The organism is Winogradskya consettensis (assembly GCF_018332715.1).
GTDB classification, from domain to species: Bacteria; Actinomycetota; Actinomycetes; order Mycobacteriales; family Micromonosporaceae; genus Actinoplanes; species Actinoplanes consettensis.
The window spans coordinates 15,885-39,983 of record NZ_BOQP01000062.1 but is presented as its reverse complement, the minus strand read 5'-3'; the positions used below and the strand labels follow the sequence as shown (position 1 = coordinate 39,983).

At 69.7% G+C, this 24,099-nt stretch carries 20 protein-coding genes; 7 read left to right on the top strand and 13 right to left on the bottom strand.

The window, feature by feature from the left end:
* Window positions 1-29: 29 nt before the first annotated feature.
* The 4 genes from Aco04nite_RS45325 to Aco04nite_RS45310 form a co-directional block, all read right to left on the bottom strand.
* Complete coding sequence (locus Aco04nite_RS45325) at window positions 30-278, bottom strand: hypothetical protein (protein WP_213003371.1); 249 nt, start codon at window positions 276-278, stop codon at window positions 30-32.
* A 37-nt stretch (window positions 279-315) separates the two neighbouring features.
* Window positions 316-852, bottom strand: a complete 537-nt coding sequence (locus Aco04nite_RS45320; RefSeq protein WP_213003370.1) for a DUF3592 domain-containing protein — start codon at window positions 850-852, stop codon at window positions 316-318.
* Window positions 853-857: 5 nt separating this feature from the next.
* Window positions 858-3,161 carry an FHA domain-containing protein gene (locus Aco04nite_RS45315; protein WP_213003369.1) on the bottom strand — a complete coding sequence of 768 codons (2,304 nt, stop codon included), beginning with the start codon at window positions 3,159-3,161 and terminating at the stop codon, window positions 858-860.
* 72 nt (window positions 3,162-3,233) lie between these two features.
* Window positions 3,234-5,066, bottom strand: a complete 1,833-nt coding sequence (locus tag Aco04nite_RS45310) for a rhamnogalacturonan lyase (protein ID WP_213003368.1) — start codon at window positions 5,064-5,066, stop codon at window positions 3,234-3,236.
* Window positions 5,067-5,220: 154 nt separating this feature from the next.
* Here Aco04nite_RS45310 and Aco04nite_RS45305 point away from each other — a divergent pair, with 154 nt between their 5' ends.
* Window positions 5,221-6,321 carry a cellulose binding domain-containing protein gene (locus Aco04nite_RS45305; RefSeq protein ID WP_213003367.1) on the top strand — a complete coding sequence of 367 codons (1,101 nt, stop codon included), beginning with the start codon at window positions 5,221-5,223 and terminating at the stop codon, window positions 6,319-6,321.
* A 48-nt stretch (window positions 6,322-6,369) separates the two neighbouring features.
* Here Aco04nite_RS45305 and Aco04nite_RS45300 read toward each other — a convergent pair whose 3' ends face one another.
* Entirely contained in the window at window positions 6,370-7,020 is a 651-nt protein-coding gene (locus Aco04nite_RS45300) for a hypothetical protein (RefSeq protein WP_213003366.1), read from the bottom strand.
* Window positions 7,021-7,341: 321 nt separating this feature from the next.
* Between Aco04nite_RS45300 and Aco04nite_RS45295 the strand changes: the two genes are divergently transcribed.
* Window positions 7,342-8,049, top strand: coding sequence for a DinB family protein (locus tag Aco04nite_RS45295; protein ID WP_213003365.1), 708 nt, complete (start codon window positions 7,342-7,344; stop codon window positions 8,047-8,049).
* A gap of 11 nt (window positions 8,050-8,060) precedes the next feature.
* Here Aco04nite_RS45295 and Aco04nite_RS45290 read toward each other — a convergent pair whose 3' ends face one another.
* Window positions 8,061-8,990 carry a diacylglycerol/lipid kinase family protein gene (locus tag Aco04nite_RS45290; RefSeq protein ID WP_213003364.1) on the bottom strand — a complete coding sequence of 310 codons (930 nt, stop codon included), beginning with the start codon at window positions 8,988-8,990 and terminating at the stop codon, window positions 8,061-8,063.
* 74 nt (window positions 8,991-9,064) lie between these two features.
* Here Aco04nite_RS45290 and Aco04nite_RS45285 point away from each other — a divergent pair, with 74 nt between their 5' ends.
* On the top strand, window positions 9,065-10,324 hold the full coding sequence (locus Aco04nite_RS45285) for an MFS transporter (protein WP_213003363.1): 1,260 nt from the start codon (window positions 9,065-9,067) through the stop codon (window positions 10,322-10,324).
* A 57-nt stretch (window positions 10,325-10,381) separates the two neighbouring features.
* Here the strand turns inward: Aco04nite_RS45285 and Aco04nite_RS45280 are convergent, their stop codons facing one another.
* From Aco04nite_RS45280 to Aco04nite_RS45265, 4 genes are all read right to left on the bottom strand, one after another.
* Complete coding sequence (locus Aco04nite_RS45280; RefSeq protein WP_213003362.1) at window positions 10,382-11,200, bottom strand: alpha/beta fold hydrolase; 819 nt, start codon at window positions 11,198-11,200, stop codon at window positions 10,382-10,384.
* Window positions 11,201-11,313: 113 nt separating this feature from the next.
* Complete coding sequence (locus tag Aco04nite_RS45275) at window positions 11,314-12,411, bottom strand: XdhC family protein (RefSeq protein ID WP_213003361.1); 1,098 nt, start codon at window positions 12,409-12,411, stop codon at window positions 11,314-11,316.
* Between the two features lie 339 nt (window positions 12,412-12,750).
* Window positions 12,751-14,184, bottom strand: coding sequence for an RICIN domain-containing protein (locus Aco04nite_RS45270; protein ID WP_244876772.1), 1,434 nt, complete (start codon window positions 14,182-14,184; stop codon window positions 12,751-12,753).
* A gap of 11 nt (window positions 14,185-14,195) precedes the next feature.
* Window positions 14,196-15,650 carry a pectinesterase family protein gene (locus Aco04nite_RS45265; protein ID WP_244876771.1) on the bottom strand — a complete coding sequence of 485 codons (1,455 nt, stop codon included), beginning with the start codon at window positions 15,648-15,650 and terminating at the stop codon, window positions 14,196-14,198.
* 363 nt (window positions 15,651-16,013) lie between these two features.
* On the opposite strand from Aco04nite_RS45265, the gene Aco04nite_RS45260 reads away from it, so the two are divergent.
* A complete protein-coding gene (locus Aco04nite_RS45260) occupies window positions 16,014-18,140 on the top strand; it encodes a sigma-70 family RNA polymerase sigma factor (protein ID WP_244876770.1) in 2,127 nt (708 codons plus the stop codon).
* Between the two features lie 4 nt (window positions 18,141-18,144).
* Here Aco04nite_RS45260 and Aco04nite_RS45255 read toward each other — a convergent pair whose 3' ends face one another.
* Both Aco04nite_RS45255 and Aco04nite_RS45250 read right to left on the bottom strand, forming a co-directional pair.
* Window positions 18,145-19,071 carry a DUF6282 family protein gene (locus tag Aco04nite_RS45255; RefSeq protein ID WP_213003360.1) on the bottom strand — a complete coding sequence of 309 codons (927 nt, stop codon included), beginning with the start codon at window positions 19,069-19,071 and terminating at the stop codon, window positions 18,145-18,147.
* Between the two features lie 37 nt (window positions 19,072-19,108).
* A complete protein-coding gene (locus Aco04nite_RS45250; protein WP_213003359.1) occupies window positions 19,109-19,777 on the bottom strand; it encodes a GntR family transcriptional regulator in 669 nt (222 codons plus the stop codon).
* Between the two features lie 334 nt (window positions 19,778-20,111).
* Between Aco04nite_RS45250 and Aco04nite_RS45245 the strand changes: the two genes are divergently transcribed.
* From Aco04nite_RS45245 to Aco04nite_RS45235, 3 genes are read left to right on the top strand one after another with little or no spacing between them, the layout of a single operon-like run.
* Complete coding sequence (locus Aco04nite_RS45245; protein WP_213003358.1) at window positions 20,112-21,140, top strand: ABC transporter substrate-binding protein; 1,029 nt, start codon at window positions 20,112-20,114, stop codon at window positions 21,138-21,140.
* Window positions 21,141-21,192: 52 nt separating this feature from the next.
* Window positions 21,193-21,978 (top strand): ABC transporter permease, encoded by a 786-nt coding sequence (locus tag Aco04nite_RS45240; protein WP_213003357.1) that lies wholly within the window; start codon window positions 21,193-21,195, stop codon window positions 21,976-21,978.
* An 11-nt stretch (window positions 21,979-21,989) separates the two neighbouring features.
* Window positions 21,990-22,751 (top strand): ABC transporter ATP-binding protein, encoded by a 762-nt coding sequence (locus Aco04nite_RS45235; protein WP_213003356.1) that lies wholly within the window; start codon window positions 21,990-21,992, stop codon window positions 22,749-22,751.
* Between the two features lie 34 nt (window positions 22,752-22,785).
* On the opposite strand, the gene Aco04nite_RS45230 is transcribed toward Aco04nite_RS45235, so the two are convergent.
* Window positions 22,786-23,982 carry an AI-2E family transporter gene (locus tag Aco04nite_RS45230; RefSeq protein ID WP_213003376.1) on the bottom strand — a complete coding sequence of 399 codons (1,197 nt, stop codon included), beginning with the start codon at window positions 23,980-23,982 and terminating at the stop codon, window positions 22,786-22,788.
* Between the last annotated feature and the right edge of the window lie 117 nt (window positions 23,983-24,099).

The following is a 24,099-nucleotide window of genomic DNA, read 5'->3' as shown; positions in this document are numbered from 1 at the left end:
CCTTGCTGAGATCACTTCACTGCGGTTCGTCATACAGAATCCCGCCGTGCTTCGAGTGCGTCGCCACGAGAATGCCTATCGGGATTCAGCGCATCAGCCACCACGGTGACACGCCGTGTTGTCCGCCGCGTCAAACGATCATCGACAATCCGGCAGGGCGCAAAAGGCGCAAAAAATTCCACAGCCCTCCTACCGCCGGTCGCGGTCAGCGCGGTCGCGGTCAGCGCGGTCACGGTCAGCGCGGTCACGGTCAGCGCGGTCACGGTCAGCGCGGTCACGGTCAGCGCGGTCGCGGTCAGCGCGGTCGCGGTCAGCTCAGTCGCGGCGGCGGGCGGAGCTGGTGAGCAGGACGATGCCGGTGATCAGGGTCGTGAGGCGGATCAGGAAGGTGACCAGGCCGATCACGGCGACCAGGGCGCCGATGGCCATGATGCCGAACGGGAGCCAGTCGTGGTCCGGGACTATGCGGGCGGCTTCCGGGTCGTTCGGGCGGTAGGAGACGGTGACCTTCTCGCCCAGCTCGGGGCGGGTGCTGCTGGTCTCCGGCTCGGTGACCGTGATCTCGCGGCCCTCGGCGGTGGTGAAGGTGTAGACCTTCGCGTACATCGTGCGGTTGTCGTTGTTGCGGCTGCGTTCGGCGCCGGTGATCGTGCCGGTGGCGGTGCCGCCGCCGGGGAACGGGACGTGCTGGCTGTGCCAGAACCAGCCGGCGGCGACGAAGATCAGGCCGATCGCGAGGATCGCCAGGGAGCCGAGCAGCCCCGCCCGCTTGCGTCCGGGTGTGTCGATGCCCGCGAGGCCCTCGACGATCAGGGCGCCGCCGGTGGCCGCACGCGTACCTCGTCCGAACACCGAACTCAGCCCTTTCGTTTCGGTCGCTGTTCCTGCAGGCGCAGGATGATGCGGGTGGCAACGATGTAGGCCAGGCCCAGTGTCGCGAGCGCGCCCATGGCGAACCACCAGGCCCCCACGGTGTACGTCCACAGGCCGTCGGCGGGCAGCAGGATGTGGAACGTGCGCAGGTCGACCGTGACGGCGCCGGAGGCGAAGCCCCAGCGGGTTGGGCTGAACAACGCCAGAGCCTGCAACCACGGCCGGCCGCCGATGCTGTAGAGGCCGCCGCTGAGGACGAGCTGGGCCATGATGGCGACGACCAGGATGGACATGGTGTGTTCGGCGCGCTGGGCTAGGGCGCTGGCGAGCAGGCCGGCCATCGCGGCGGTGAACGCGGTCAGGGCGAGCACGACGATCAGTTCGAGGCGGGGGCTGGCCAGGAGGACACCCGAGGCGGGCAGGTCACGGCCGAGCAGACCCAATAGGCCCAGGACTATCGCTTGCAGGACGCAGATGATCGCGCTCACTGCGATCTTCGAGCCCAGGTACGCGCCGGAGCGCAGCCCGATCGCCCATTCGCGCTGGTAGATGGGGCGTTCGGCGACGAGCTCGCGGATGCTGCCGGCCATGCCCATGAAGGCGGCCCCGAGCACCAGGATGACGAGCAGCGTCGCGGCGCCGGTCTGGGGTGGGCCGGGTTCCCAGCGCAGGCTCGCCTCGGGTGGGGCGGTCTGCACCACGGCGGCCAGGACGAACGGGAGGCCGACGAGCATCATCCACTGCCGGCGGTCGGCCAGCAGCAGCGTCGTCGCGCGATGCATGAGCAGGCCGGTCTGGCGCAGCATGCCCTGCTTGGGCGGGGCCGGGGACGCTGCCTGGCCGAAGCGCTCGCGGGTCTTCGGCTGCGCGGTGAGCGAGTGCAGGCCGGCCCACTCGGTGGCTTCCTCGCTGAGCGCGCTGAACGCGTCGGCGTAGTCGCGGGCGCCGAAGTGGTCGAGCAGGCCGGCGGGCGGGCCGAAGTACGCGACGCGGCCGCCGCGGGCCAGGGCGAGGACGTTGTGGCAGGCGTCGAGGTGCAGGGTGCTGTGGGTGACGACCACGACGGTGCGGCCGCGGTCGGCGAGGCTGCGGAGCTGGCGCATCACCTCGCGGTCGAGCAGCGGGTCGAGGCCGGAGGTGGGTTCGTCGAGGTAGAGCAGGGACGGCTCGGTGAGCAGCTCCATCGCGACGGAGGCCCGTTTGCGCTGACCGCCGGAGAGGCGGTGGATCGGCAGGTCGCGCTGCTTGGTGAGGTCGAGCTGGGTGAGGACCTCGTCGACGCGCTGGTCGCGTACCGAGGAAGGCACGTCGTCGGGCAGACGCAGAGCCGCCGCGTAACGCAGGGCCTGGACCAACTGCAGTTGATCGTGCAGGACGTCCTCCTGCGGGACCAGGCCGATGCGGTGGCGAACCTCGTCGTAGGACGGGTACAGGTCGATGCCGTCGACGTAGACGTGGCCCTCGTCGGCCGCCCGGGCGCCGGTCAGGGCGCGCAGCAGGGTGGACTTGCCGGCGCCGCTGGGACCGATGATCGCGATCAGCGAGCCCGGCGGCACCGAGAACGTGATGTCGGAGATGACGCGGGTCTCGCCGTAGCGGACGGTGAGGTTCTGCGCGGCGAGGGAGGTCTCCGGCGCCTCACCGTGCTCACGCAGCGCGCCGATGCCGTCGAAGCTGAACGTGGAACGGCCGATGGTGAGCCGGTCGCCGGGCAGCAGCGAGGAGCGGTGCACGGGGTGACCGTTGACGAACGTGCCGTTGCGGCCGCCGAGATCGGTGACCACTGCGACGCCGGGCTGCGCCACGGCGACGGTGGCGTGGTAGCGCGAGACCAGCAGGTCGTCGACGATCACGTCGTTGTCCGGCTGGCGGCCGATCGTGAGCGGCCTCCCTGGGAAGGGGTACTGCTCGCGGACCGACTCGGGTGCCGCGACGGCGATGGGGGCCATGGCCAGGGAGGTCGGCTCCGCGCCCTCGTCGCCGGCGTCTCCCGCGTGCACGGTCAGGACCGGCCCGGCGTCGAGATTACCGAGGCGCAGCACGGTGGGGATGCCAGGCCTCAGGGCGAGCGCGGTGATCCGCTCGGAGCCGAGGTACGTCCCGTTGCGGCTGGTGTCGACCACGGTCCACTGGTGGCCACGCAGCTCGAAGTGGCAGTGCTCGCGGGAGACGCCGTTGTCGCCGAGGACGACGGTGCAGTGGGGGTCACGGCCGACGACGACACGGCCGTCGCCGGGGAACATCAACTGGTCCGCGCCGGACACGGTTACATAGAGCGGCATCGCCATGGCGAGAATCTTGTCAGTGCCCGGCAAGGGGCGGCGTGCGGGTGGCACGCCGCCCCTCTCCCCGCCCGGGGCCTACATGCCGTTGCCGATGAAGAAGCTCGGGTGCGGCGGTTGGTTGTAAGCGGTGTTCTGCCAGGCCAGGGCCGTGCGGTACTGGGTGTCCTGGAGCAGCGTCGTGATCCGCCGGTCCGTCTGGATCGGCGTGGAGTAGATCCGCAGCGCCGTGTTGTCGGTTGTCGGCCAGATCACTTCCTCACGCCAGTCACCGAGCAGATCACCGGAGAGTGACGGTGTCGACTTGGTGCTGTTGTTCGAGTGAACGCCGGATGCCGTCAGCAGCCGGGTGTCGGCGCTCGTGCCGTACTTGTCGATGTGCGTGCCGTCGAGCAGCTCGCGCACCGGGTCGCCGTCCCACCAGGCCAGGAAGTTCGTCGAGCCGGGCTTGCGGCTCGCCACCACGGCACCGGAGGGGCTGCGCACGCCGTCGGCCGCCGCGGACCAGGACTCGGCGCCCGCGCTGCCCGACCAGATGTCGCCGGAGACCCCGCGGCCGTTGTCGCCGTTGGCGGGGGTCGACCAGATGATCTGACCGGTACGCGCGTCCGCGAACCACGACGACGGTTTGCTGGAGTCCTCGTCGACCTTGAACTCCTCCAGCCCCGGGCGTGACGGGTCGAGATCGCCGACGTGCATCGCGTCGCCGTGCCCGAGCCCGGTGTTCCACAGCTTCGCGCCGTTGTCGTCGATCGCCAGCGCGCCGTAGATGATCTCGTCCTTGCCGTCGGCGTCCACGTCGGCGACCGACAGCTGGTGGTTGCCCTGCCCCGCCGTGCCGGAGTTCGTGGAGCTGTTGCTGTCGAACGTCCAGCGCCGGGTCAGCGTCCCGTTGCGGAAGTCCCACGCGACCACGACGCTGCGGGTGTAGTAGCCGCGGGCCATGATGATGCTGGGACGCGACCCGTCGAGATACGCGGTGCCGGCGAGGAACCGGTCGACACGGTTGCCGTACGAGTCGCCCCACGACGAGACGGTCCCGCGCGGCGGCACGTAGTCCACGGTCGACAGCGCCGCGCCGTTGCGCCCGTCGAACACGGTCAGGAATTCCGGCCCGGTGAGGATGTAGCCGCTGGAGTTGCGGTAGTCGGCGCTCGCGGAGCCGATGACCTGCCCGGTGCCGGAGACGGTCGCGTCGGCGGTCTTCATGGCGATCTCCGCGTCACCGTCGCCGTCGTAGTCGTACACCTGGAACTGGGTGTAGTGCGCCCCCGCCCGGATGTTGCGCCCCAGATTGATCCGCCACAACCGGGTCCCGTCGAGCTTGTAGCCGTCGACGTAGACCGGATCGGTGACCCCGGACTGCGAGTTGTCCTTCGAGTTCAGCGGATCCCACTTGAGCACGAGGTCGAGCTTCCCGTCCCCGTCGAGATCGCCGACACTGGCGTCGTTCGCCGCGTAGAGCGAGCTGTTGGGATTCTGGATCGGCACGTCCAGATAACCGTTCGCGAAATTGAGCGACGCCCCCGAGGCTGCCTGTTCGACACCGCCGATCACGGCCCGCACGGTGTACGCGGAGCCGGCCGCGGCGCCCGCGTCGAGATAGTTCGTGGACGCGGTGACCGGCGACGCGGTGACCTTCGTGGTGCCGCGGTAGACGTTGAAGCCCACGCCCGCGGGATCGGTTGCCAGCAGCCGCCAGGTCACCAGGTTGCCGGTGCCGGAGCGGACGCTGACCAGGCCGCGGTCGAGGTTCTCGATCTGCTTGGCGAACAGCGCGGGGGCGGCCTGCGCGTCCGCCGCCGTGGCTGCTTGCGCGTGTGCCACCGGGGCTGCTTGCGCGTGTGCCACCGGGGCTATCAGGAAGCTCGCGCCGAGGACTGCCACGGCCACCGCCGATGTCTTGGGCATGGTCACCTCACATTGACGTACGTGATTGTACGGGAGCGCTCCCACACTGACGCCCATTAATCTCCCTGTCAAGTTGCCGTAATGATCGGGAAATTGTTTTGGAAGCGCTCCCATGCCATGATGCGATCAATTTCCCTCGTCCGGGAGGACCCCCATGAGCCCACGGAAGATCCCCCTCATCGCGCTCGCCCTGCTGACCGCCGCGACTGCCACGGCCGTCGTCGCGACCGGCGGGCCCGCGCAGGCGGCAGCCGGTTGCCGCGTCGACTACGCGACGACCAGCCAGTGGCCCGGTGGCTTCGGCGCGTCCGTCTCGATCACCAACCTGGGCGACCCGGTCACCGCGTGGTCCCTCGCGTTCGCGTTCCCCTCCGGCCAGACCATCACCCAGCTCTGGAACGGCGCGGCCACCCAGTCGGGCGCGGCCGTCACGGTCCGCAACGCCGCCTGGAACGGCGCGCTGTCCACCAACGCGACCACGTCATTCGGCTTCAACGGCTCGGGCACGGGCGCCACCCCGTCCTCGTTCGCCCTGAACGGCACCACCTGCACCGGCAGCGTCCCCACCAGCCCGCCGACCACCACGCCCCCGACCACCACGCCTCCGACCACCACGCCTCCGACGACCACGCCCCCGCCCGCCGGCACCCCCGTCAAGATCATGGCCCTGGGTGACTCGATCACCGGCTCCCCCGGCTGCTGGCGGGCCCTGCTCTGGCAGAAACTCCCGGCCGCCCAGGTCGACTTCGTGGGTACGCTGCCCGCCCAGGGCTGCGGCTTCACCTACGACGGCGAGAACGAGGGCCACGGCGGCTTCCTCGCCGCAAGCGTCGCCGAGCAGAACCAGCTTCCGGCGTGGCTCTCGGCGAGCTCCCCCGACGTCGTCCTGATGCACTTCGGCACCAACGACGTCTGGAGCAACATCCCCGCCACCACCATCCTGGCGGCGTTCACCAAACTCGTCGGCCAGATGCGCACGCAGAACCCGGCCATGAAGATCATCGTCGCCCAGATCATCCCCATGAACCCGTCCAGCTGCACCGAATGCGCCCAGCGCGTCGTCACCCTCAACGCCGCCATCCCCGCCTGGGCAGCCTCCCTCACCACCACGGCCTCCCCGATCACGGTGGTCGACCAGTGGACCGGCTTCGACACGACCACCGATACCTACGACGGCGTCCACCCCAGCGACGCGGGCAACGTCAAGATCGCCGCCAAGTGGTACCCGGCGGTCGCCGCGGCCATCACCCGCTGACCCCGCCGCGTCACCCCCGCCCGGGATGCCGTTACGGCATCTCGGGCGTCACGCGTCGGGGCAGTCGTATCCGCCGACGAAGTACACGCATTCGGTGCGGTCCGAACGCCGCTCGTCCTGGAGCGCGTTGCGGCCGTCGCGCAGCAACAGCACGGCAGGGAGAACCAGCACGACAGCCAGCACCGCCAGGAAACCGGCTGCACCCTTCGCCCCGCGAAGACCGGCCACCATCGCCACCACCGCCGGAACGCCGACGATCACCAGCCCGGTCCCCAGCATGACGTCGTCGATACTCGCGTACTCACCGAGCAGTCCCGGCGCGGCGTCGTGCACCCGCCCGGGCTCGGTGTCGGCCAGAAACGCCAGCACCAGCGCGCCGAGCCACACCGCGACGACAACCACGCCCGGCAACGCCCGGACCGCTGTCCTCAGCACCGAACCCGGCTCCGGCAGGTGCCCGGCGGCACGCGCCCACAGCGCACCCCACACGAGACCCGCCGCGGCCAGAACGACAGCGACCAGCCCGGCAACCCGGAGAACCACGCGCGCGGTTCCATGATCGGTGAACCACGCCGGCGCCAGCCCCACCACGAACGCCGGACTCAGCACGGCCACCACGGCGAGAGCCAGCAGCCCACCGCCCACCCCGGCCACCGCCACGCCCGCAAACAGCCGGCCCGCCCCCCGATCCACACTCACGAGCAGACCCTAACGACTCCACTGCGTACACCGCTGCCCCGTCCCCGCCATGGGCCCGGCTGATGGGCCGCGGTAGTGCTGGGTCACGACCTGGCCGGGTCCGTGGCTGAGCTGTCCGGCTCGCTCACCCGGATGGGACGGCCGGTGATTCGGGCACGAAGTTGCGCCGAAACCGGCTGAGCCGCGATCTTCTGCGGCATCAGATGTCAAGTAGGGGCCATGATCCGCCCCCGGAACGCCACTGGCATCGGCTGGGAAAAGGGTGATCCATCCGGGCCGAACCGACGAGCGAACAGCGGCTCAGGACACTAACCTGTCCGCATGCGACGCTTCCACGATGAGGATCTCGCCGGGGCGGAGTTCCGGGAATGTGACCTGAGTGGAACGCGGATGGTCGGCGTGGTCATGCGGGATGCCGTGATCGACGGGATGGTCACCGGTCTCGTGGTGAACGGGGTCGAGGTGATGCCCTATGTCGAGGCGGAGCTCGATCGCCGGCATCCGGTTCGGGTGCTGATCCGCTCCGATGAGCCGGATGACCTGCGGGAGGCCTGGCGGCACCTGCGGGACGGTTGGATGGCGACCACCGGGCGGGTCCGGTCCATGCCCGCGGGCAGTGAGCATCGTGGCGTCGACGGTGAGTGGTCGATGGTCGAGACGCTGCGGCATCTGGTGTTCGTGCATGATTCCTGGTTCCGGCGCTGCCTGCTCGGGCTCACCGAACCGTTCACGGCCATGGGGCTGGGCCCGCCGCACGTCATGGACCAGGAGGCCGAGCTCGACCCGGATGCTCGACCGGGCCTCGACGAGGTGCTCGCCGTGCGGGGACGGCAGGCTTCGGAGATCGGGACGTGGCTGGCCGGGGTGACGCCCGAGCAGCTCGCGAGGACCGCGCCGGTCCCGGAGGACGAACGATGGCCGCCGTATGCCAGGGGGCGCACCGTGCGGCAGTGCCTCGGCACGGTGCTCGGCGAGGAATGGGCTCACCACCGGTTCTGCGAGCGTGACCTGGAGAAACTGTCGCGGTAGGGCCGGGTGTGTCAGTGGTCGGGGGTGCCGGGCGGGGCCATGATGCGCAGGGCGTTGGCGGCGAGGCTTATGCGCAGCGGGGTGTGGCCGGCAGGTTCGCCGTCCACCTCGACGCGGGCGGGGCGGTCCGTCTCCAGCAGCACCTCGCCGGTCGCCAGGAACGGGTCGGTGTGCAGGGTGCGGCGGTGGCCGGTCGCTGCGTTGCGGGCGGTTTCGCGCAGGAGCTGCCAGCGGGTCCGGCCGCCCACCGGATAGGTGACCAGGAGCCGGTCGTCGGCGTGGGCGTCCGCGGTGATCGGGCGCCCGGCGTGGAAGCCGCCGTTGGCGACGTAGAGCTGGTGGGTGGTGTATTCGTGGGAGCGGCCCTGCGCGCGGACGACGGCGTGCATGGGGCGGTGCCGGGTGAGCAGGGCCAGGGCTGTCATCGGGTACGCGAGGCGGCCGGTGACCCGTTTCAGCGCGGGCGGGGCGGCGACCATGACCTCGGCGGACAGGCCGATGCCGACGTGGTTGGTGAACAGGGTGTCCCCCGCGATGCCCAGGTCGACGTCGATCACCTTCCCGGACGTCAGCGTGGCGATCGCCTCGGCCAGGTCCAGCGGGACTCCGACCGTACGCGCGAAATTGTTGGTCGTTCCCAGGGGTAGCAGACCGAGGGCGATGTCGCGGTGGGCGAGCAGGCGGGCCGCCGTGCTGATCGTGCCGTCCCCGCCGCCCGCGACGAGCAGATCCGGGCCCTCAGCGATGGCTGCGGCTATCGTCGTCTCGAGGTCTTCCTGCCGATCCCACGGGTACGCCCGGAGCAGCTCGAAGCCGGCAGCGGTCAGCTGCGCGTGCGCGGTCTCGTAGAGTTGCCGGCCCCGGCGGGAATGCGCGTTGACGATGAGAACCGCCCTGCGTCCGCGCCGGATGGAGTCGGTGAGCTGTTCCTTCGTGCGCATCGCCACAGACCCTACCGGTTCGCTGCAGTCAACTGGCGGATGCCGCCACCGGCCCGGCGCCGGACGCTGGCCCGGTGACCTCGACGCACACCAACCTTTTCCGTGCCCTGCGTTCCACGCCGTTCCGATGGTATTTCGGCGGTCAGATCGTGTCGGCGAGCGGTTCGTTCGTGCAGCAGACCGCCGCGGGGTGGCTCGTGCTGCAACTGACCGGGTCGGCCACCGCGCTGGGCCTCGTGATCGCCGCGGGCGGGTTGCCGTCGCTGCTGTTCGGGCCCTGGGGTGGCAGCCTCGTAGACCGCTTCGACCTGCGGAAACTTCTCATGGTCACGCAGGCGGTGCTGGGCGTGCTTGCTGCCGCGCTGTGGCTGCTCGCCGCGAACGGGCAGGCGAGCGTGCCCGTCATCGTGGCCATCTCGGCGCTCGGTGGGGTCGTCTCGATCGTCGACTCGCCGGCCCGGCAGGCGTTCGTCAGCGATCTGGTCCCGCCGGGCGATCTGACCAGCGCGGCGAGCCTGAACGGGGTGGTCTTCAACAGTGCCCGGGTGGTCGGGCCCGCGGTCGCCGGGGTGCTGATCGTCGGCGTCGGTACCACGCCGTGCTTCGGCATCAACGCGCTGTCGTACCTGGCTGTTCTGGTCGCGCTGGCGGCGATCAGGCCGCTGCGCACCGGCCACGCGGGCGCCCGCCGCTCCGGTGGCGTCCGGGACGGGATCGCGTACGCCCGCAGCCGTCAGCAGTTGTGGTTGCCGCTCGCGATGATGGGGCTGGTCGGCCTGTTCGCGTTCAACTTCGCGGTGGTGCTGCCGGTCTTCGCCAGCCAGTCGCTGCACGGTTCCGGCGGCACGTACGGGTTGCTGTCGACGATGCTCAGCGTCGGCTCGGTCGGCGGGTCGCTCGGGGTCGGCCTGATCCCGCATCCGCGCAGACGGTATCTGGCGGCGACCGCGCTCGCGTTCGGGGTGGCGCTGGCGGCGACCGCGGCTGCTCCGGGCGTACTCATCGCTTCGGTGACCTTGGTGATCACCGGCATTGCGGCCTTCGCCTTCACCACGCTCGCCTCGACGACGCTCCAGCTGCACTCCGCGCCGGACTTCCGCGGGCACGTCATGGCGTTGTGGGTCTTCGTCTACACGGGCACGACGCCGATCGGCAGCGCGCTGACCGGGTGGATCAGCGGTTCGGCGGGCCCGCGGGCGGCGCTGGGCGTCGGCGCGGTGGCCTGCCTGGTCGCGGCCGGGATCGCGCTGCGGGTCAGGACGCCGCCGCACCCGGATGCCGCCCTCACCGACCTGGCGGTGCCGGTCCGCCCGGCCGACCGTGAGCGGGTCTGACCGGTGGAACGCAAAGGGGGCGGCGCCGATGACCGGCGCCGCCCCCTTGTGCCGTGCTCAGCTCTTGAAGAACTCGATCAGGTCGGCGTCGAGGGCCTTCTGGTACTCACCGGCGATGCCGTGCGGGGCGCCCGGGTAGACCTTCAGCTGCACGTTCTTGACCAGGTCGACGGTCTTGAGCGCGGCGTCGGCGATCGGGACGATCTGGTCGTCGTCGCCGTGCGCGAGGAAGAACGGCACGTCGAGGGACTTGAGGTCCTCGGTGAAGTCGGACTCCGAGAACGCCTTGATGCAGTCGTAGGCGCCCTTGAGGCTCATCTGCATGCCGAGCCGCCAGAACTGGTCGCGCTGGCCCTGCGAGATGCCGGTGCCGTGGTTGATGCCGAAGAACGACTCGGACAGGTCCTGGAAGAACTGCGAGCGGTCGTTGAGGACACCCTCACGGATCCCGTCGAACACCTCGATCGGCAGGCCGTCCGGGTTCGACTCCTTCTTGACCATGACCGGCGGCACCGCACCCGCGGTGGCGATCTTGGCGACCCGGCCGGCGCCGTGGCGGGCGGCGAACCGGACGACCTCGCCGCCACCGGTCGAGTGGCCGACCAGGATGATGTCGGTGAGGTTGAGCTCGTCCACGAGCGCGGCCAGGTCGGCGGCGTACGTGTCCATGTCGTTGCCGGCCCAGGTCTGCTCGGAGCGGCCGTGACCCCGGCGGTCGTGCGCGATCGCCCGGAAGCCGTTGTCCGCCGCGAGCTTCATCTCGACGTCCCACGCGTCGCCGTTGAGCGGCCATCCGTGGCTGAAGATGACCGGCTGGCCCTGGCCCCAGTCCTTGTAGAAGATCTGTGCGCCGTCCGCTGCGGTGATGTAAGGCATGCCATCCCCTTCGATGTGCCCCGGGAACGTCCCGTGGCACATCGAATGCTTCCCCGCACCGGATCCCGGGCCATCTGCCAATCGACTGCAGGATCCCGCCGGCGACCTGTGATCTAACTAATGCCGTGAATCGGCCCCGAGGTCGCGGTCAGCCGCTCCCCGCTGCCCTGCCACCGCAACGCGACGATCTCGGCCGCCACACTGACCGCGGTCTCCTCCGGCGTGCGCGCGCCGAGGTCGAGACCGATCGGGGAGGACAGTCGCGCGATCTCCGTTTCGGTCAGGCCGGTCTCGCGGAGCCGCTTCAACCGATCATCATGGGTACGCCGTGAGCCCATCGCGCCGATGTACGCGATCGGCAGTCTCAGGGCGACCTCGAGAACCGGGACGTCGAACTTCGTGTCGTGGGTGAGCACGCAGGCGACCGTACGCGCGTCGAGCCGCCCCGCCCCGGCCTCCGCCGCGAGATAGCGGTGCGGCCAGTCGACGACCACCTCGTCCGCCTCGGGGAAGCGTTTCGCCGTCGCGAACACCGGCCGCGCATCACACACGGTCACCCGGTAGCCGAGGAACGACCCGATCCGCGCCACCGCCGCCGCATGATCCGTCGCCCCGAAGACGAGCATGCGCGCCGGCGGCGCGAACGAGGTCACCAGCACCGTCGCACCGGTCCCCCGCCGCTGCCCGTCCGGCCCGTAGTGCAGCAGCCCGCTGCGCCCGGCCGCGAGCAGGCCCCGCCCGTCGTCGGTCGCGGCGTCATCGAGCCGGTCGTGCCCCAGCGAGCCGTGCCGCCCGGCCGCGGTGAGGACCAGATGCCGCCCGGCCCTGCCCTCGACGCCGGTCAGCAGCGCGACGGGCCGCCCGGCCGCAACCTCCCCGGCCAGAACCCCCAGCTCGGGAAAGCCCGCTGGCTCCACGAACAGCTCGATCGTCCCGCCGCACGGCAGCCCCACCTCGAAAGCGTCGTCGTCGGTGATCCCGAACCGCGCTGTCCGCGGCACCCCCGACCCGGCGACCTCCCGGCACAGCTCGTAGACAGCGCCCTCGACACACCCACCCGAGACGCTGCCGGCCACCACCCCGTCAGCGTGCACCACCATCGCGGCACCCGGCTGGCGAGGCGCACTCGACCAGGTCGCGGTCACGGTCGCCAGCGCGGCGGGCTCACCGAGACGCCACGCCTTCACCAGCTCGCCGAGAACGTCCCGCATCCTGTGAACCCTAGTCGCGGGGACCACGGAAGACCACGTCAACCAGCCTTTATCAGCACCCACCGCGCGAGGACGCGACCAGTCGCCGACTCGCTGCCCGCCCATGGCGGCAATCAGGCGATGTTGCTGTAGTCCAGGTCCAGCGCGCCCGGGAAGTTGATCCCGCTGCCCTCTTCGCCGGACGCGGTGTTCAGGCAGTGGGTCTCGCTGCTGCCGCTACGTCACCACTGTAGAGGCTGCAGACTGGCAAATGGTCCCGGCGCTTCGTGCGTTGGGCCGCCCGGTCGGTGTGCGGCGTCACCAGCCGGGTGCCGCCGGCTGGTGACGCTGCACGCCCGGTCAGGACCCGATGTTCGCCTGGGGTCCGGCGTAGGTCGCCAGCAGGCTCGGGACGTCGGCTGCGGGGTCGAGGGTGTAGGCGTAGAAGGTGCTCGGGGTGAAGGCTGACCCGTTGGTCTGCTGTTTGCCCGAGCTGTTCACGACGATGCTGCCGCTCTGCTTGAGCTGGGCGGCCGAGGTGTCGTTGTAGTACGGGTTGACGACGTTGCTGAAGTAGCTGTTCTCCAGCACCAGTTTGGTCGCGCCCCGGGAGAGGTTGCCGTACGACGTCACGTTCTGCAGGTAGTTGTTGTAGAGGTGGGCGTACGCGACGTTGTCGACGCTGGGGTTGCGCTGGTTGGTGTCGCGGATCCAGTTGTGGTGGATCGTCATGCGGGCCGTGACGTTGTCGGTCCAGCCGATGCCGAACGCCTTGTTCTCGCTGGCCAGGACGTTCCAGGAGACGGTCAGGTAGCTCGTGTCCTTGCGGCTGTCGATCAGGCCGTCGTTCATCCGGGTGATCGTGTTGTGGTCGATCCAGACATGGTCGGCGGTGTCCATCTGGATGCCGTCGTAGTCGTAGACCTTGTCGTCCGGGTCGTCCTCGGGCATCGCCGCGTCCCGGATGGTGAGGTTCCGGATGATGACGTTGTGCACGCCGGTGCCGAGGAAGAAGCCTCCGCCGACGATGTTGCCGCTGGTCCCGACGCCGACGATCGTCTTGTTGGACTGCACCTTGAGCTCGGTGCCCTTGGGGGTGACGGTGATCGCGCCCTGCACGCGGATGACGTACGGTTCCGTGGCCGTGACGTATTTCGTCAGGTCCGCGAGCGTGCTCACCGTGACCGTCGTCCCCGCCGCACCACCGGTCGTGCCGCCACCGGTCGACGCGAAGCCGTCCGCCACCGCCGGCCAGGAGCGCCCGCCGACCGCGTTGAACGCCCACTGCTTGTTCGTGTTCGCCGTGCACGTCTCCTGGATGATCGCCGCACCCGATTCGGTCGACGCGTCCTTGTCACTGATGCACAGCTTGTTGCCGGCGTTGACGATCTGGAACGTGTTCGTCCCGCTCGCCACCAGCGACCACAACTGATTCGTCTGGCTGGAGACACACGTGTACTGCTGCAGCTGAACGCCCGAGGTCGTCGAGGCGGCGGGCACGTCGATGCACTTGCCGCTGTTAACGTTGACCAGCTGGTAGTTCGAGCCGACCGCGGTGAGCTTGAACTGCTGCCAGGTGGCGCCGGACGTGCAGCCCCACTGCTGGAGCAGGACGCTGTTGTCCTTCGACGCGGCCGGGACGTCGATGCACTTGCCGCTCTTGGCGACGGCGAGCTGATAGGTGGCACCCGCCGGTGGGAGTGCGGCTGCTTCCGAGGGCAGCATCGAGTAGCCCACCACCACGGCGGGGATGCCGATGAGCAGTGCGGCTCGTCGTTTCAGGGAGATCTTCACGGGGATGCCTCTCAGCCGATCGGGTTCCAGCCGTCACTGCCGGCCAGGTATTTCTGCGGGGTGTAGGACGGCGCGGCCGAGTCGCTCAGCTGCGGGCGGTTGCTGTTGGTGCCCGCGCCGGAGCCGGTGTTCTTGTATTCGAGGAACCGCGCGTTCTGCCACGTGTTGCCGGACATGTCGGTCCACGGCTGCGCGGTCTTGATCGTCGCGCTGAGGTTCGACTCGCGATACAGCACCTGCGCGTTCGGACCCCAGGGCCGGCCCAGCTGCGTGACGTTGTTCGCCGCGCCGGTGACCGTGCACTTGTAGACGAGGATGCCGTACGTCTTGGTGGCATCGGTGTTCGCAGCGGTGATCGGGCCACCGCTCGTACGCTTCTCGTGGATCGTGGTCGCGTTGAACACCGTGGTGGCGCCGCCGAAGATGAAGTCCACGGTGCCCTCGACGTACGAGTTCACGACGTACGCGCGGTAGTTGTTGACCAGCAGCGTGTCCTGGTTGCCGAGGAACCGGACGTTGCTGAACACCGACCGGTCGGCGTTGAGGTTCGCGGCGACGGCCTGGCTGCCCTCGCCGTAGTCGTTGCTGATGGTCAGGTTCGTGGCGAGGAAGTCGTGCCCGTTGACGAACGCCGTGGCGCTGCCCGAGGTCCCGTACCCGCCGGCCGAGCTGTGATTGTTGACGATCACCGTGTTCGAGGCCGAGGAGCCCAGGCCCTGCAGCGTGACGTACGGCTTGTTCGACGGGATCGTGACGATCTCCCTGTACGTGCCGGCCTTGATCGTGATGACCTGCCGCGTCGTAGCGTTGGCGGGCACCGCGTCGATCGCCGCCTGCACGGTGGTGTACTTCCCCGTGCCGTCCGCGGCCACGGTCGGCGTGCCCGAGTTCCCGACGGCGTTGAACGCCCACTGCTTGTTCGAGTTCGCGGTGCACGTCTCCTGGATGATCGCCGCCCCCGACGACGTCGACGCATCCTTGTCACTGACGCACAGCTTGTTGCCCGCGTTCACGATCTGGAACGTGTTCGTCCCGCTCGCCACCAGCGACCACAACTGATTCGTCTGACTGGAGACACACGTGTACTGCTGCAACTGGACACCCGAGGTCGTCGACGCGGCGGGCACGTCGATGCACTTGCCGCTGTTAACGTTGACCAGCTGATAATTCGAGCCGACAGCCGTGAGCTTGAACTGCTGCCAGGTGGCACCGGACGTGCAACCCCACTGCTGGAGCAGGACGCTGTTGTCCTTCGACGCGGCCGGCACGTCGATGCACATGCCGCTCTTCGCGACGGCGAGCTGATAGATGGCGCCCGCCGGGGGCAGTGCGGCTGCCTCCGAGGGAAGCATCGAGAAGCCCACCACAGCAGCGGGGACGGCCGTGACGAGCGCGACGAGCGCGGCCCGGCGGATGGGGACGGCGGCCGGGGACGGGCGGCGCCTTCGGGGATCAGGTGTGGACACGGTTCCGGTCCTCTCACGAAGCAGGAGCGCTCCCAGATGAACACGAGCGGTAACTGCCGTCTCGGTGGAAGGCGGCAGTGTGGTAGATACGCCGGGAGGGCCGGGACAACAGAAATTCCGCGGATTTCTTGCGGGCCGGTCATGGCGCAGGCGCTTTACACGCACGGAACAGCTGTGTAACGATACGGCTCCGGCATCGACGATCGTCATGTTCTTGCAGCTCATGGACGGTCAATCACGCCCCTAGCAGCGATGTTCGCCGATATGACGCGGCACGGGCGGATGGCGGAGATGAGCGAGCAGCGCAGGCGCGGGCGACGCCCTCGGCGCCGGGGCCACGCACCAGCTGAGGAGGCACCGCCGGTGACGCAAAGTCAGATGGCGGCGGACGTCCCGCAGCTGGTCCGGGACGCTCAGCGCGGTGACGCCGACGCCCGGGACGCGCTGATCGCGGCGCACCTCACGCTCGTCTACAACGTCATCGGCCGGGCGCTCGCGGGGCATCCGGACGTCGACGACCTCGTGCAGGAGACGATGCTCAGGGCGCTGCGCGGGCTGGCCGATCTGCGTGAACCCGAGCGTTTCCGGTCCTGGCTCGTGGCGATCGCCTACCGCCAGGTCCAACTGCACCTCCGCGCGCGCCGGATGTCCCGGCGCCGGCTGCTGACCGGGCCGATCGAGGTCGCGGACCCCGCCGGGGACTTCGCGGAGCGCACCACCGCCGAGCTGGTCCTCGACGGTCAGCGCCGGGAACTCGTGGAGGCGACCCACTGGCTCGACGGCGACGACCGCCGGCTGCTCGGGCTCTGGTGGCAGGAGGCGTCCGGAGACCTGACCCGGGCGGAGCTGGCCGCCGCCCTGGACGTCGTGCCCAAACACGCCGCGGTGCGCCTGCAGCGGATGAAGGCGCAGCTGGAAGCGGCGCGAGGGGTCGTCCGGGCGTTGCACGCCCAGCCGCGCTGCCCCGAGCTGTCCACGCTGCTCGGGCGATGGGACGGCGTCGCCGACCCATTGTGGCGTAAACGACTCGGCCGCCATGTCCGGGACTGCGCACTGTGCAGCCGGCGTGGACAGGGTCTCATCGCTCCCGATCAGCTTCTGCTCGGCGTCGCCGCTCTGCCCGTACCGGCCGCGATCGTGACCGGAATCCTCGCCAAAGCGGGAACCGCGGCGGGCGCCCTCACCAAAGTGACCGCTTTTGTGCAGCACAAGGTGCTGGCGGCAGCGGCCACCGCGGCGGCCGTCGCGGCAGGCGGCGGGATCGTGTTCGCGGTGTATCACGAGCCTGCGCCCGAGGAGTTCCGGGCAGCGGTCCCACCGGCCGTGGCAACGACCGCGCCTGCGCAGACTCCGGCCGTGACGGCGCCGGCGACCCGGGCGACGCCGTCCTCGACCGGTAGCGCGCGGAAGGCAGTGCCGACGTTCATCACGGGGGTACGCAAGGCGGACATCTTCGTCGCCCCCGGTGGGAGTGACGACGCGGACGGGACGCAGGCGCATCCGTACGCGAGCATCGCCAAGGCCGTCGCCGTGGTGGAGCCCGGTCGGACGATCGCCGTACGGGGCGGCACGTACCGCCCCGAGCAGGGGATCACGATCACGACGAGCGGGACCGCCGCCGAGCCGATCGTGCTGAGCAACTTCGGCAACGAGCAACCGGTCATCGACGCGGCGGACGTTCCCGCGGATCAGTGGGCGATCACGCAGCGGACGGCGTACTGGCGGGTGCAGGGTCTGGAGGTTGTCGGGTCGCGCAGTCACGCGTACGTGTGCAGGTCCTGTGCCAACAACGTCTTTCAGCGGCTGAAAATGCACGGCAACGCCCGCTCGGGTCTGATGCTGCGCGACGCCGGGACGACCGGCAACCAGATCCTCGACAACGACTTCTTCGACAACCGTGACCCTGCTGGAGAGAGCGGGGCCGGAGCGAACGGGACCGGCATCGGGCTGGGGGTCCAGTTCGGGGACGGCGGCGGGAACCTGATCCGCGGGAACCGCGCCTACGGCAACACGGGCGCCGGTTTCGACCTGGGCGCCTTCACCGGGGCGGTCACGATGGAGCACAACTGGTCCTACCGCAACGGCGGCAGCGGCTTCGTGCTCGGCGGGGGCACCCCGGCCGCGGCGGCCGCCCACAAGCTGCGCCACGACGCCGCGTGGGACAACGGCAGCAACGGCTTCGACGACGAGGGCAACACCGCCGCCGTGGAGCTGACGAACAACACGGCGTTCCGCAACCGGGCGGTCGGCTTCGCGATGCGGTCGTCGGCGGCGACGCTGCGATCGAACGCGGCGATCGGCAACGCGCAGACCGACGACGTCACCGGCAGGGTCGCGCAGAGCCGCAACAGCTGGCAGGGCAACGACGTGGTGCTGCGCTCCACGGACCCGACGGTCACGGAGGGCCCCCGCCCCGGGACCGGGGCCCTCCCCCGCACCGACTATCTGGCCACGGGTAACGGCGTCGGCGCCTCCATGGACGCGGCCTGAGCGGTCAGGAGGCCTTCGCCGCGGCCAGGAAGCGGGAGTTCGTCACGGCCATGGTCCGGATCTCGTCGTCGCTGAACCCGGCCTCGAGCAGCTTGTCGGCGAACAGCGCGAGCCCGTCCTCCACCGGCGGGTTGAACGGCTGGCCGAGGTCGCTGGAGAGCACCGAGTGCTCGACGCCCACCGCGCGGATGTTGGCGAACAGGTCGTCCCAGCCCACCTTGCCCGTGTAGGGCGTGGTGTAGCAGCGTTCCAGCAACGCACCCGCCGCCGCGAGCTCCTTCTGCTCGTCGACCGGGAGCCGCTGCGAGGTGAACTCGGGGTGGGTGACGACGACGCGGCGGACGCCCTCCTGTTTCGCGGCGTGCACCACAGCGATGATCTCCGGGCCGCTGAGGTGACCGGTGGCGAGAACCATGTCGTGGCGGGCCAGGACGCGCAGGACCTTGCGGACGTCCTCGCGGACCTTGCCGTCCTCGTCGACGACCTGCACGACGTCCGGGACGATGCCCTGGGCGTGCAGGTCGGCCTGCAGCGCGCCCCACATCGCGGGCTTCGCGCCGGGCAGGTCCTGGGCGGTGGAGCTGCGCTGGTTGCGGGAGTCCACGGTGGGCATCCACACGATGCGGGCGCCCTGGCGGCCGGCGACCTCGACGGCGGACGGGTTCATGCCGCCCATCGAGCCGTTGAGGGTGACCGCACCGAGGACGTCCACGCCGGGACGGGCCTTGCGGACCACGGCGGCACGCTCGGCCGTGGTGACGTAGTGGGACTTGAGGACGAAGCCCGCGAGGCCGGTCTCCGCGAAACGGGTGGCCAGATCGAGGTCGTCGATGCGGCGTTGCATCACGTCCGGGCCGACGTGGACGTGGGTGTCGTACGCGCCGGTCACCAGGGCGCGGGCCCGCTCCGAGGGGACGGGGTGCTCAGACATGGTTCTCCTCAAACGAAGGGGGCTGGAAGGACGTGGATCAGGACGGGAGGCGGCGCGCGGCGGCACCGGCGGTCCGGGACAGCGTGCGTTCCACGCAGGCGAGGTGGGCGCGCATCGCGGTCTCGGCGGCGTCGGGGTCGTGGTCGGCGATCGCCTGGACGATGGTGATGTGCTCGGCATAGGACTGGGTGGGGCGGCCGGGCACGAGGATCGTACGGAACTGGAAGCGGACCATCGGCGCCCGGAGCCCGGTGATGAGCCGGGCGGCGGTGTCGTGCCTGGACGCCGCGATGATGCCGGCGTGCAGGGCGGCGTTGCCCTCGGAGTAGCCGAGCAGGTCGCCCTGCTCGAGTTTCTGGCCCATCCGGGTCAGGATGCGGCGCAGCTCGGCGATCTCCCGGGCCGTGGCCTGGACGGCTGCCTGCCGGGCGGCGAGGCCTTCGAGCACCCGGCGGGTCTGCAGTATCTCGACCGCCTCGGACTCGCTGACGAGTTTGACCCGGGCGCCGCGGTTCGGGGTGAGCACGACCATGCCGTCCTGGCCGAGGCGGACGAGGGCGGTGCGGATCCGCGCCCGGGTGGCCTGCAGCCGCTGGGCCAGGTCCACTTCGATGAGTCGCTCGTTGGGCTGCAGCTCACCGCGCTGGATGAGGGTGCGAATCCGCTCGTAGACGACGTCGGCCGCGGCCACCGCAGGGCGGGTCATCCGGTGCTGCACCCCTATCTCGGGCGGGTATCTCGGGCGGTAACCCGCGTATGCCAACAGGATTGCAAACAATCTTGCGAAGAGAATCGCCGGGTACGGGCAATCTGTCAACAGGGCCCCGAGCAGGGAGAACGTAGCCCTTGCCGCCCACATGGGTACTTTCTGAGCGCGGGCATCCGGACAAATCAGTCCGTGACAGCCCCATGATCCGTGCTCTAGCATCTCGTCCGGACTCGGGCCAGAACAGATCATTGTCGATGGTCGGGGTCTTCTCCCCCTCTCATCCGATCAGTCACCACCCCGCCTACGTTTAGCCGGGGCTCCTGGAGGATTCATGATCAGGCGTTTCCGTGTGCTGTCCGCGGCCTTCATGGTCGCGGCGCTGGCTGTCTCGAGCGGCTGCTCGAGCAGCGACGACGAAGCCAGCACCGGCGGTTCCTCGGCCGGCGGCAAGGTCGACAAGGTGGTCTACGCGACGGCGTTCGGTGCCGTCGGCCGTGACTCCTTCGTCTGGCTCGCCAAGGAGAAGGGCTACTTCAAGGAAGCCGGGATCGACATCGACATCCAGAAGGGTGCCGGTAACGTCCAGAACCTGACGATGATCAAGTCCGACCAGGCGCAGTTCGCGGCGCTGGACTTCACGGGCGCGGTGATCCAGGCCGGCACCGGCAAGTTCACCGACTGGAAGGCCGTCGCGGCCATCCACCAGCAGACCCTGGTCGCGATCCTGACGACCCAGGACACCAAGATCACCTCCCCGGCCGATCTGCAGGGCAAGACCGTCGCCGCCGGTGCCGCCACGGTGAGCCAGCTGCTCTTCCCCGCGTACGCCAAGCTCGCCGGCATCGACCCCACCAAGGTCACCATCAAGGGCGTGCAGACCACCGCGCTGAACAGCCTCATGGCGAAGAACCAGGTCGACGCGCTGAGCACCTTCCTGCTGAGCAAGAAGGCACTCGAGACGGCGTCGAAGAAGCAGGTCACCGTGCTGCCCTACAGCACCTACCTGTCCGACCTGTACGGCAACGCGATCATCGCCAAGCCGTCGCTGATCTCCAGCAACCCGGACCTCGTGAAGCGTTTCGTCGCCGCCGCGATGAAGGGCCTGCAGTACACCCTCGAGCACCCCGACGAGGCCGCCGCCGTCATGAACAAGGCGGAGCCCACCGCCGCGATCCCGGCCGCGATCGGCGAGATCGACGCGATGAAGCCGTACACGACCGCCCCCGGTGGCGGCGCGCTCGGCAGCATGGACGAGCAGCGGGTCGCCAAGTCGATCGCCGTGCTCTCCGGCGCCGGCCTGATGCCCGACGGTCTCAAGCCGACCGACGTCGTCGACTTCTCGTTCACACCGAAGGCATAACCGTCGGACAGGGCGGGACACCGTCCCGCCCTGTCCCGGTCCGGGAGCTTCCATGACAGACAACACCGCAGGCACCCCGCTGTCGCGAGCCTGGGCGAACGCCGCCCTGCCCGCGCTCGGGGCCATCATCGTCATCGGCCTCTGGTGGGGGCTGACCACCGCCCTGGACATCGACCCCTTCTTCCTGCCGTCGCCGCCGGACGTGGTGCAGTCGTTCCTGCGTACCCCGGAATTCCTGCTCACCGAGACCTGGACCACCCTGCAGCGGGTCCTGATCGGCTTCGGCATCGCCGCGGTCCTCGGCCTGGTCATCGCGGTCGTGCTGGCCGCATCGCGCACGGTCGAACGGATGACCATGCCGATGCTCGCCGCGCTCAACGCGGTACCGAAGGTGGCGCTGGCCCCGCTGCTGCTGGTGTGGATGGGGTTCGGCGACAGCCCGAAGATCGTCATGGTCGTGCTGGTGAGCTTCTTCCCGATCATCGTCTCCACCATGGCCGGTCTCAGCTCCACCCCCGCCGACCTGCGCGAGCTCGCCCGTTCGCTGTCCGCCTCGTGGTGGCAGACGTTCGTCAAGGTCCGGCTCAAGTGGGCGCTGCCGCAGGTCTTCGTCGGCCTGAAGGTCGCCACTCCGCTCGCGATCATCGGCGCCGTCATCGGCGAGGTGGTCAACCCCGACCACGGCCTCGGCTCCGTCATCGTCGGCTCCGGTGCCTCGTCCGACACCCCGCAGGCGTTCGCGGCACTCGCACTGCTCGCCATCGTCGGTGTCGTCCTGTTCTACTTGATGGCAGCAATCGAGCGGATCGCCGTGCCGTGGGCACGGGCGATCTCCTGAAAGGCCAGGACATGATCAGCATCGACGGTGTCTCGCGCTCCTTCGGGCCGGTCCAGGCCCTGAAGGACATCCGGCTCGAGGTCGCCGACGGCGAGTTCCTGACCCTCATCGGCCGGTCCGGGTGCGGCAAGTCCACCCTGCTGCGGCTGATCGGCGGGCTGGACAGGCCCACCGGCGGCCGGGTCCTCGTCGACGGCGAGGAGGTCCGCAAGCCCCGCCGCGACGTCGCGGTGAACTTCCAGAAGCCGGCCCTGCTGCCGTGGCGCACGGTCCTCGAGAACGTCATGCTGCCGGTCGAGATCTTCAAGTGGGACAAGGCCAAGAGCCGCGAGCACGCGCAGTACCTGCTGGAGACGACAGGCCTCACCGGTTTCGCCAAGCGGCTGCCGCACGAGCTCTCCGGCGGCATGCAGCAGAGGGTGGCACTCTGCCGCACCCTGATCCAGCGGCCCAAGGTCATGCTCATGGACGAGCCGTTCTCCGCACTCGACGCCCTCACCCGCGAGGAGCTCTCCCTGGAGCTCCAGCGCATCCACATGGAGACCGGCACCACGATCGTCTTCGTGACCCACTCCATCCAGGAGGCCGTCCTGCTCGCCGACCGGGTCGCGGTCCTCAGCGCCCGGCCGGGCCGCGTCAAGCAGGTCGTCGACATCAAGATCCCCCGGCCGCGCTCCTTCGGCCACAACGCCCACCTCGAAGAGGTCGCGAAGGCCTCGGCGGAGCTGCACCAGCTCCTGCTGAGCGATCACATGCCGGACGTCGCCGCATGAAGAACGCGGCCCCCTGATCGGGGGGCCGCGTTTTTCATGCGTTCGCCAGCGACGATTCCGCGGACGGCGGGTCGGTCGGGTCCTTGGGGCGTTCGTCCGTCGCCGCGTCGTCGTCCTCCGCGGGTTCCGTGCCCGGAGGTTCCCGGTCGGGGGTGGGCTCGCCGGACGGGTGGCGGACCAGGTAGCGGATAGCGGTGTTCAGGACGGCCAGCAGCGGGACCGCGATCAGGCCGCCGACGATGCCCGCGACCACGATGCCCGTGGCGATGGCGAGAATGACCGCCAGCGGGTGCAGGGCCACCGCCCGGCCCATGATGAGCGGCTGCAGGACGTGCCCCTCGAGCTGCTGGACGGCGATGACCACGGCCAGGATGATCAGGGCGCTGACCCAGCCGTCGGCGACCAGGGCGACGAGTACGGCGACCGCGCCCGTCACCGTGGCGCCGACCACCGGGATGAACGCGCCGAGGAACACGAGGGCGGCCAGCGGCAGCGCGAGCGGGATACGCATGACGAACAGGCCGATGCCGATGCCGACGGCGTCGACGAACGCGACCAGGACCGTGGCGTGCACGTAGGACACCAGGGTGTGCCAGGAGTAGTGCCCGGCGCGGGCGGTGGCGACCCGGGCTTCGCGGGGCAGCAGCCGGCACAGGAACGACCAGATCTGGCCGCCGTCGCGCAGGAAGAAGAAGAGTGTGAACAGCACCAGGAAGAAACCGGTGATCACTTCGCCGAGGGTGGTCGCCGTGCTCAGCGCGCCGGACGTCAGCGCGCCCTGGTTCTCGGTGATCGCCTTCTGGATGCGGTCGACGTACTGACCGATCTGATCATCGGTGATGTGCAGCGGGCCCGACGTGAGCCACTTCTGCACCTCGGTGATGCCATCGCTGACCTGCGACGACAGCGAGTCGAGCTGGTTGATGAACGTGCGGATGATCAGGCCGAGACCGCCGAAGACCAGGATCAGCGCGGAGAACAGCACCACCACCGCCGCCAGCGAGCGTTTCATCCCCCGCCGGACCAGCGCCGCCGCGGCGGGCTGGAACATCGCCGCGAGCAGGATCGCGACCACCACCGGGATGACCACGACGCTGAGCAGCGAGATCAGCCTGAGCAGCAGATACGCGGAGATGATGAAGGCGATGAACCGCCAGGCCCAGGCCCCCGCCGTACGCACCCCGCGCGGCAGCACCTCGTCGGCGCTGGCCCGCTTCTGCTCGACGACCATGACGGCCGGCGTGGCCTCGGCGTCGCCGGTGAACGGCGGCGGCGCGTTACGGGCTTCCGCTTCGGCCAGCCTCGTGCGAGCCTGCTCGCGGATCGATCGTGCCCATGTCGTCGCTGC

Coding starts and splice junctions, on each gene's coding strand:
- Aco04nite_RS45315 (WP_213003369.1), bottom strand. CDS start 3,161: ATGGCGATGCCGCTCTATGTAACCGTGTCCGGCGCGGACCAGTTGATG.
- Aco04nite_RS45310 (WP_213003368.1), bottom strand. CDS start 5,066: ATGCCCAAGACATCGGCGGTGGCCGTGGCAGTCCTCGGCGCGAGCTTC.
- Aco04nite_RS45305 (WP_213003367.1), top strand. CDS start 5,221: ATGAGCCCACGGAAGATCCCCCTCATCGCGCTCGCCCTGCTGACCGCC.
- Aco04nite_RS45295 (WP_213003365.1), top strand. CDS start 7,342: ATGCGACGCTTCCACGATGAGGATCTCGCCGGGGCGGAGTTCCGGGAA.
- Aco04nite_RS45290 (WP_213003364.1), bottom strand. CDS start 8,990: ATGCGCACGAAGGAACAGCTCACCGACTCCATCCGGCGCGGACGCAGG.
- Aco04nite_RS45280 (WP_213003362.1), bottom strand. CDS start 11,200: ATGCCTTACATCACCGCAGCGGACGGCGCACAGATCTTCTACAAGGAC.
- Aco04nite_RS45275 (WP_213003361.1), bottom strand. CDS start 12,411: ATGCGGGACGTTCTCGGCGAGCTGGTGAAGGCGTGGCGTCTCGGTGAG.
- Aco04nite_RS45255 (WP_213003360.1), bottom strand. CDS start 19,071: ATGTCTGAGCACCCCGTCCCCTCGGAGCGGGCCCGCGCCCTGGTGACC.
- Aco04nite_RS45250 (WP_213003359.1), bottom strand. CDS start 19,777: ATGACCCGCCCTGCGGTGGCCGCGGCCGACGTCGTCTACGAGCGGATT.
- Aco04nite_RS45245 (WP_213003358.1), top strand. CDS start 20,112: ATGATCAGGCGTTTCCGTGTGCTGTCCGCGGCCTTCATGGTCGCGGCG.
- Aco04nite_RS45240 (WP_213003357.1), top strand. CDS start 21,193: ATGACAGACAACACCGCAGGCACCCCGCTGTCGCGAGCCTGGGCGAAC.
- Aco04nite_RS45235 (WP_213003356.1), top strand. CDS start 21,990: ATGATCAGCATCGACGGTGTCTCGCGCTCCTTCGGGCCGGTCCAGGCC.
- Aco04nite_RS45230 (WP_213003376.1), bottom strand. CDS start 23,982: ATGGTCGTCGAGCAGAAGCGGGCCAGCGCCGACGAGGTGCTGCCGCGC.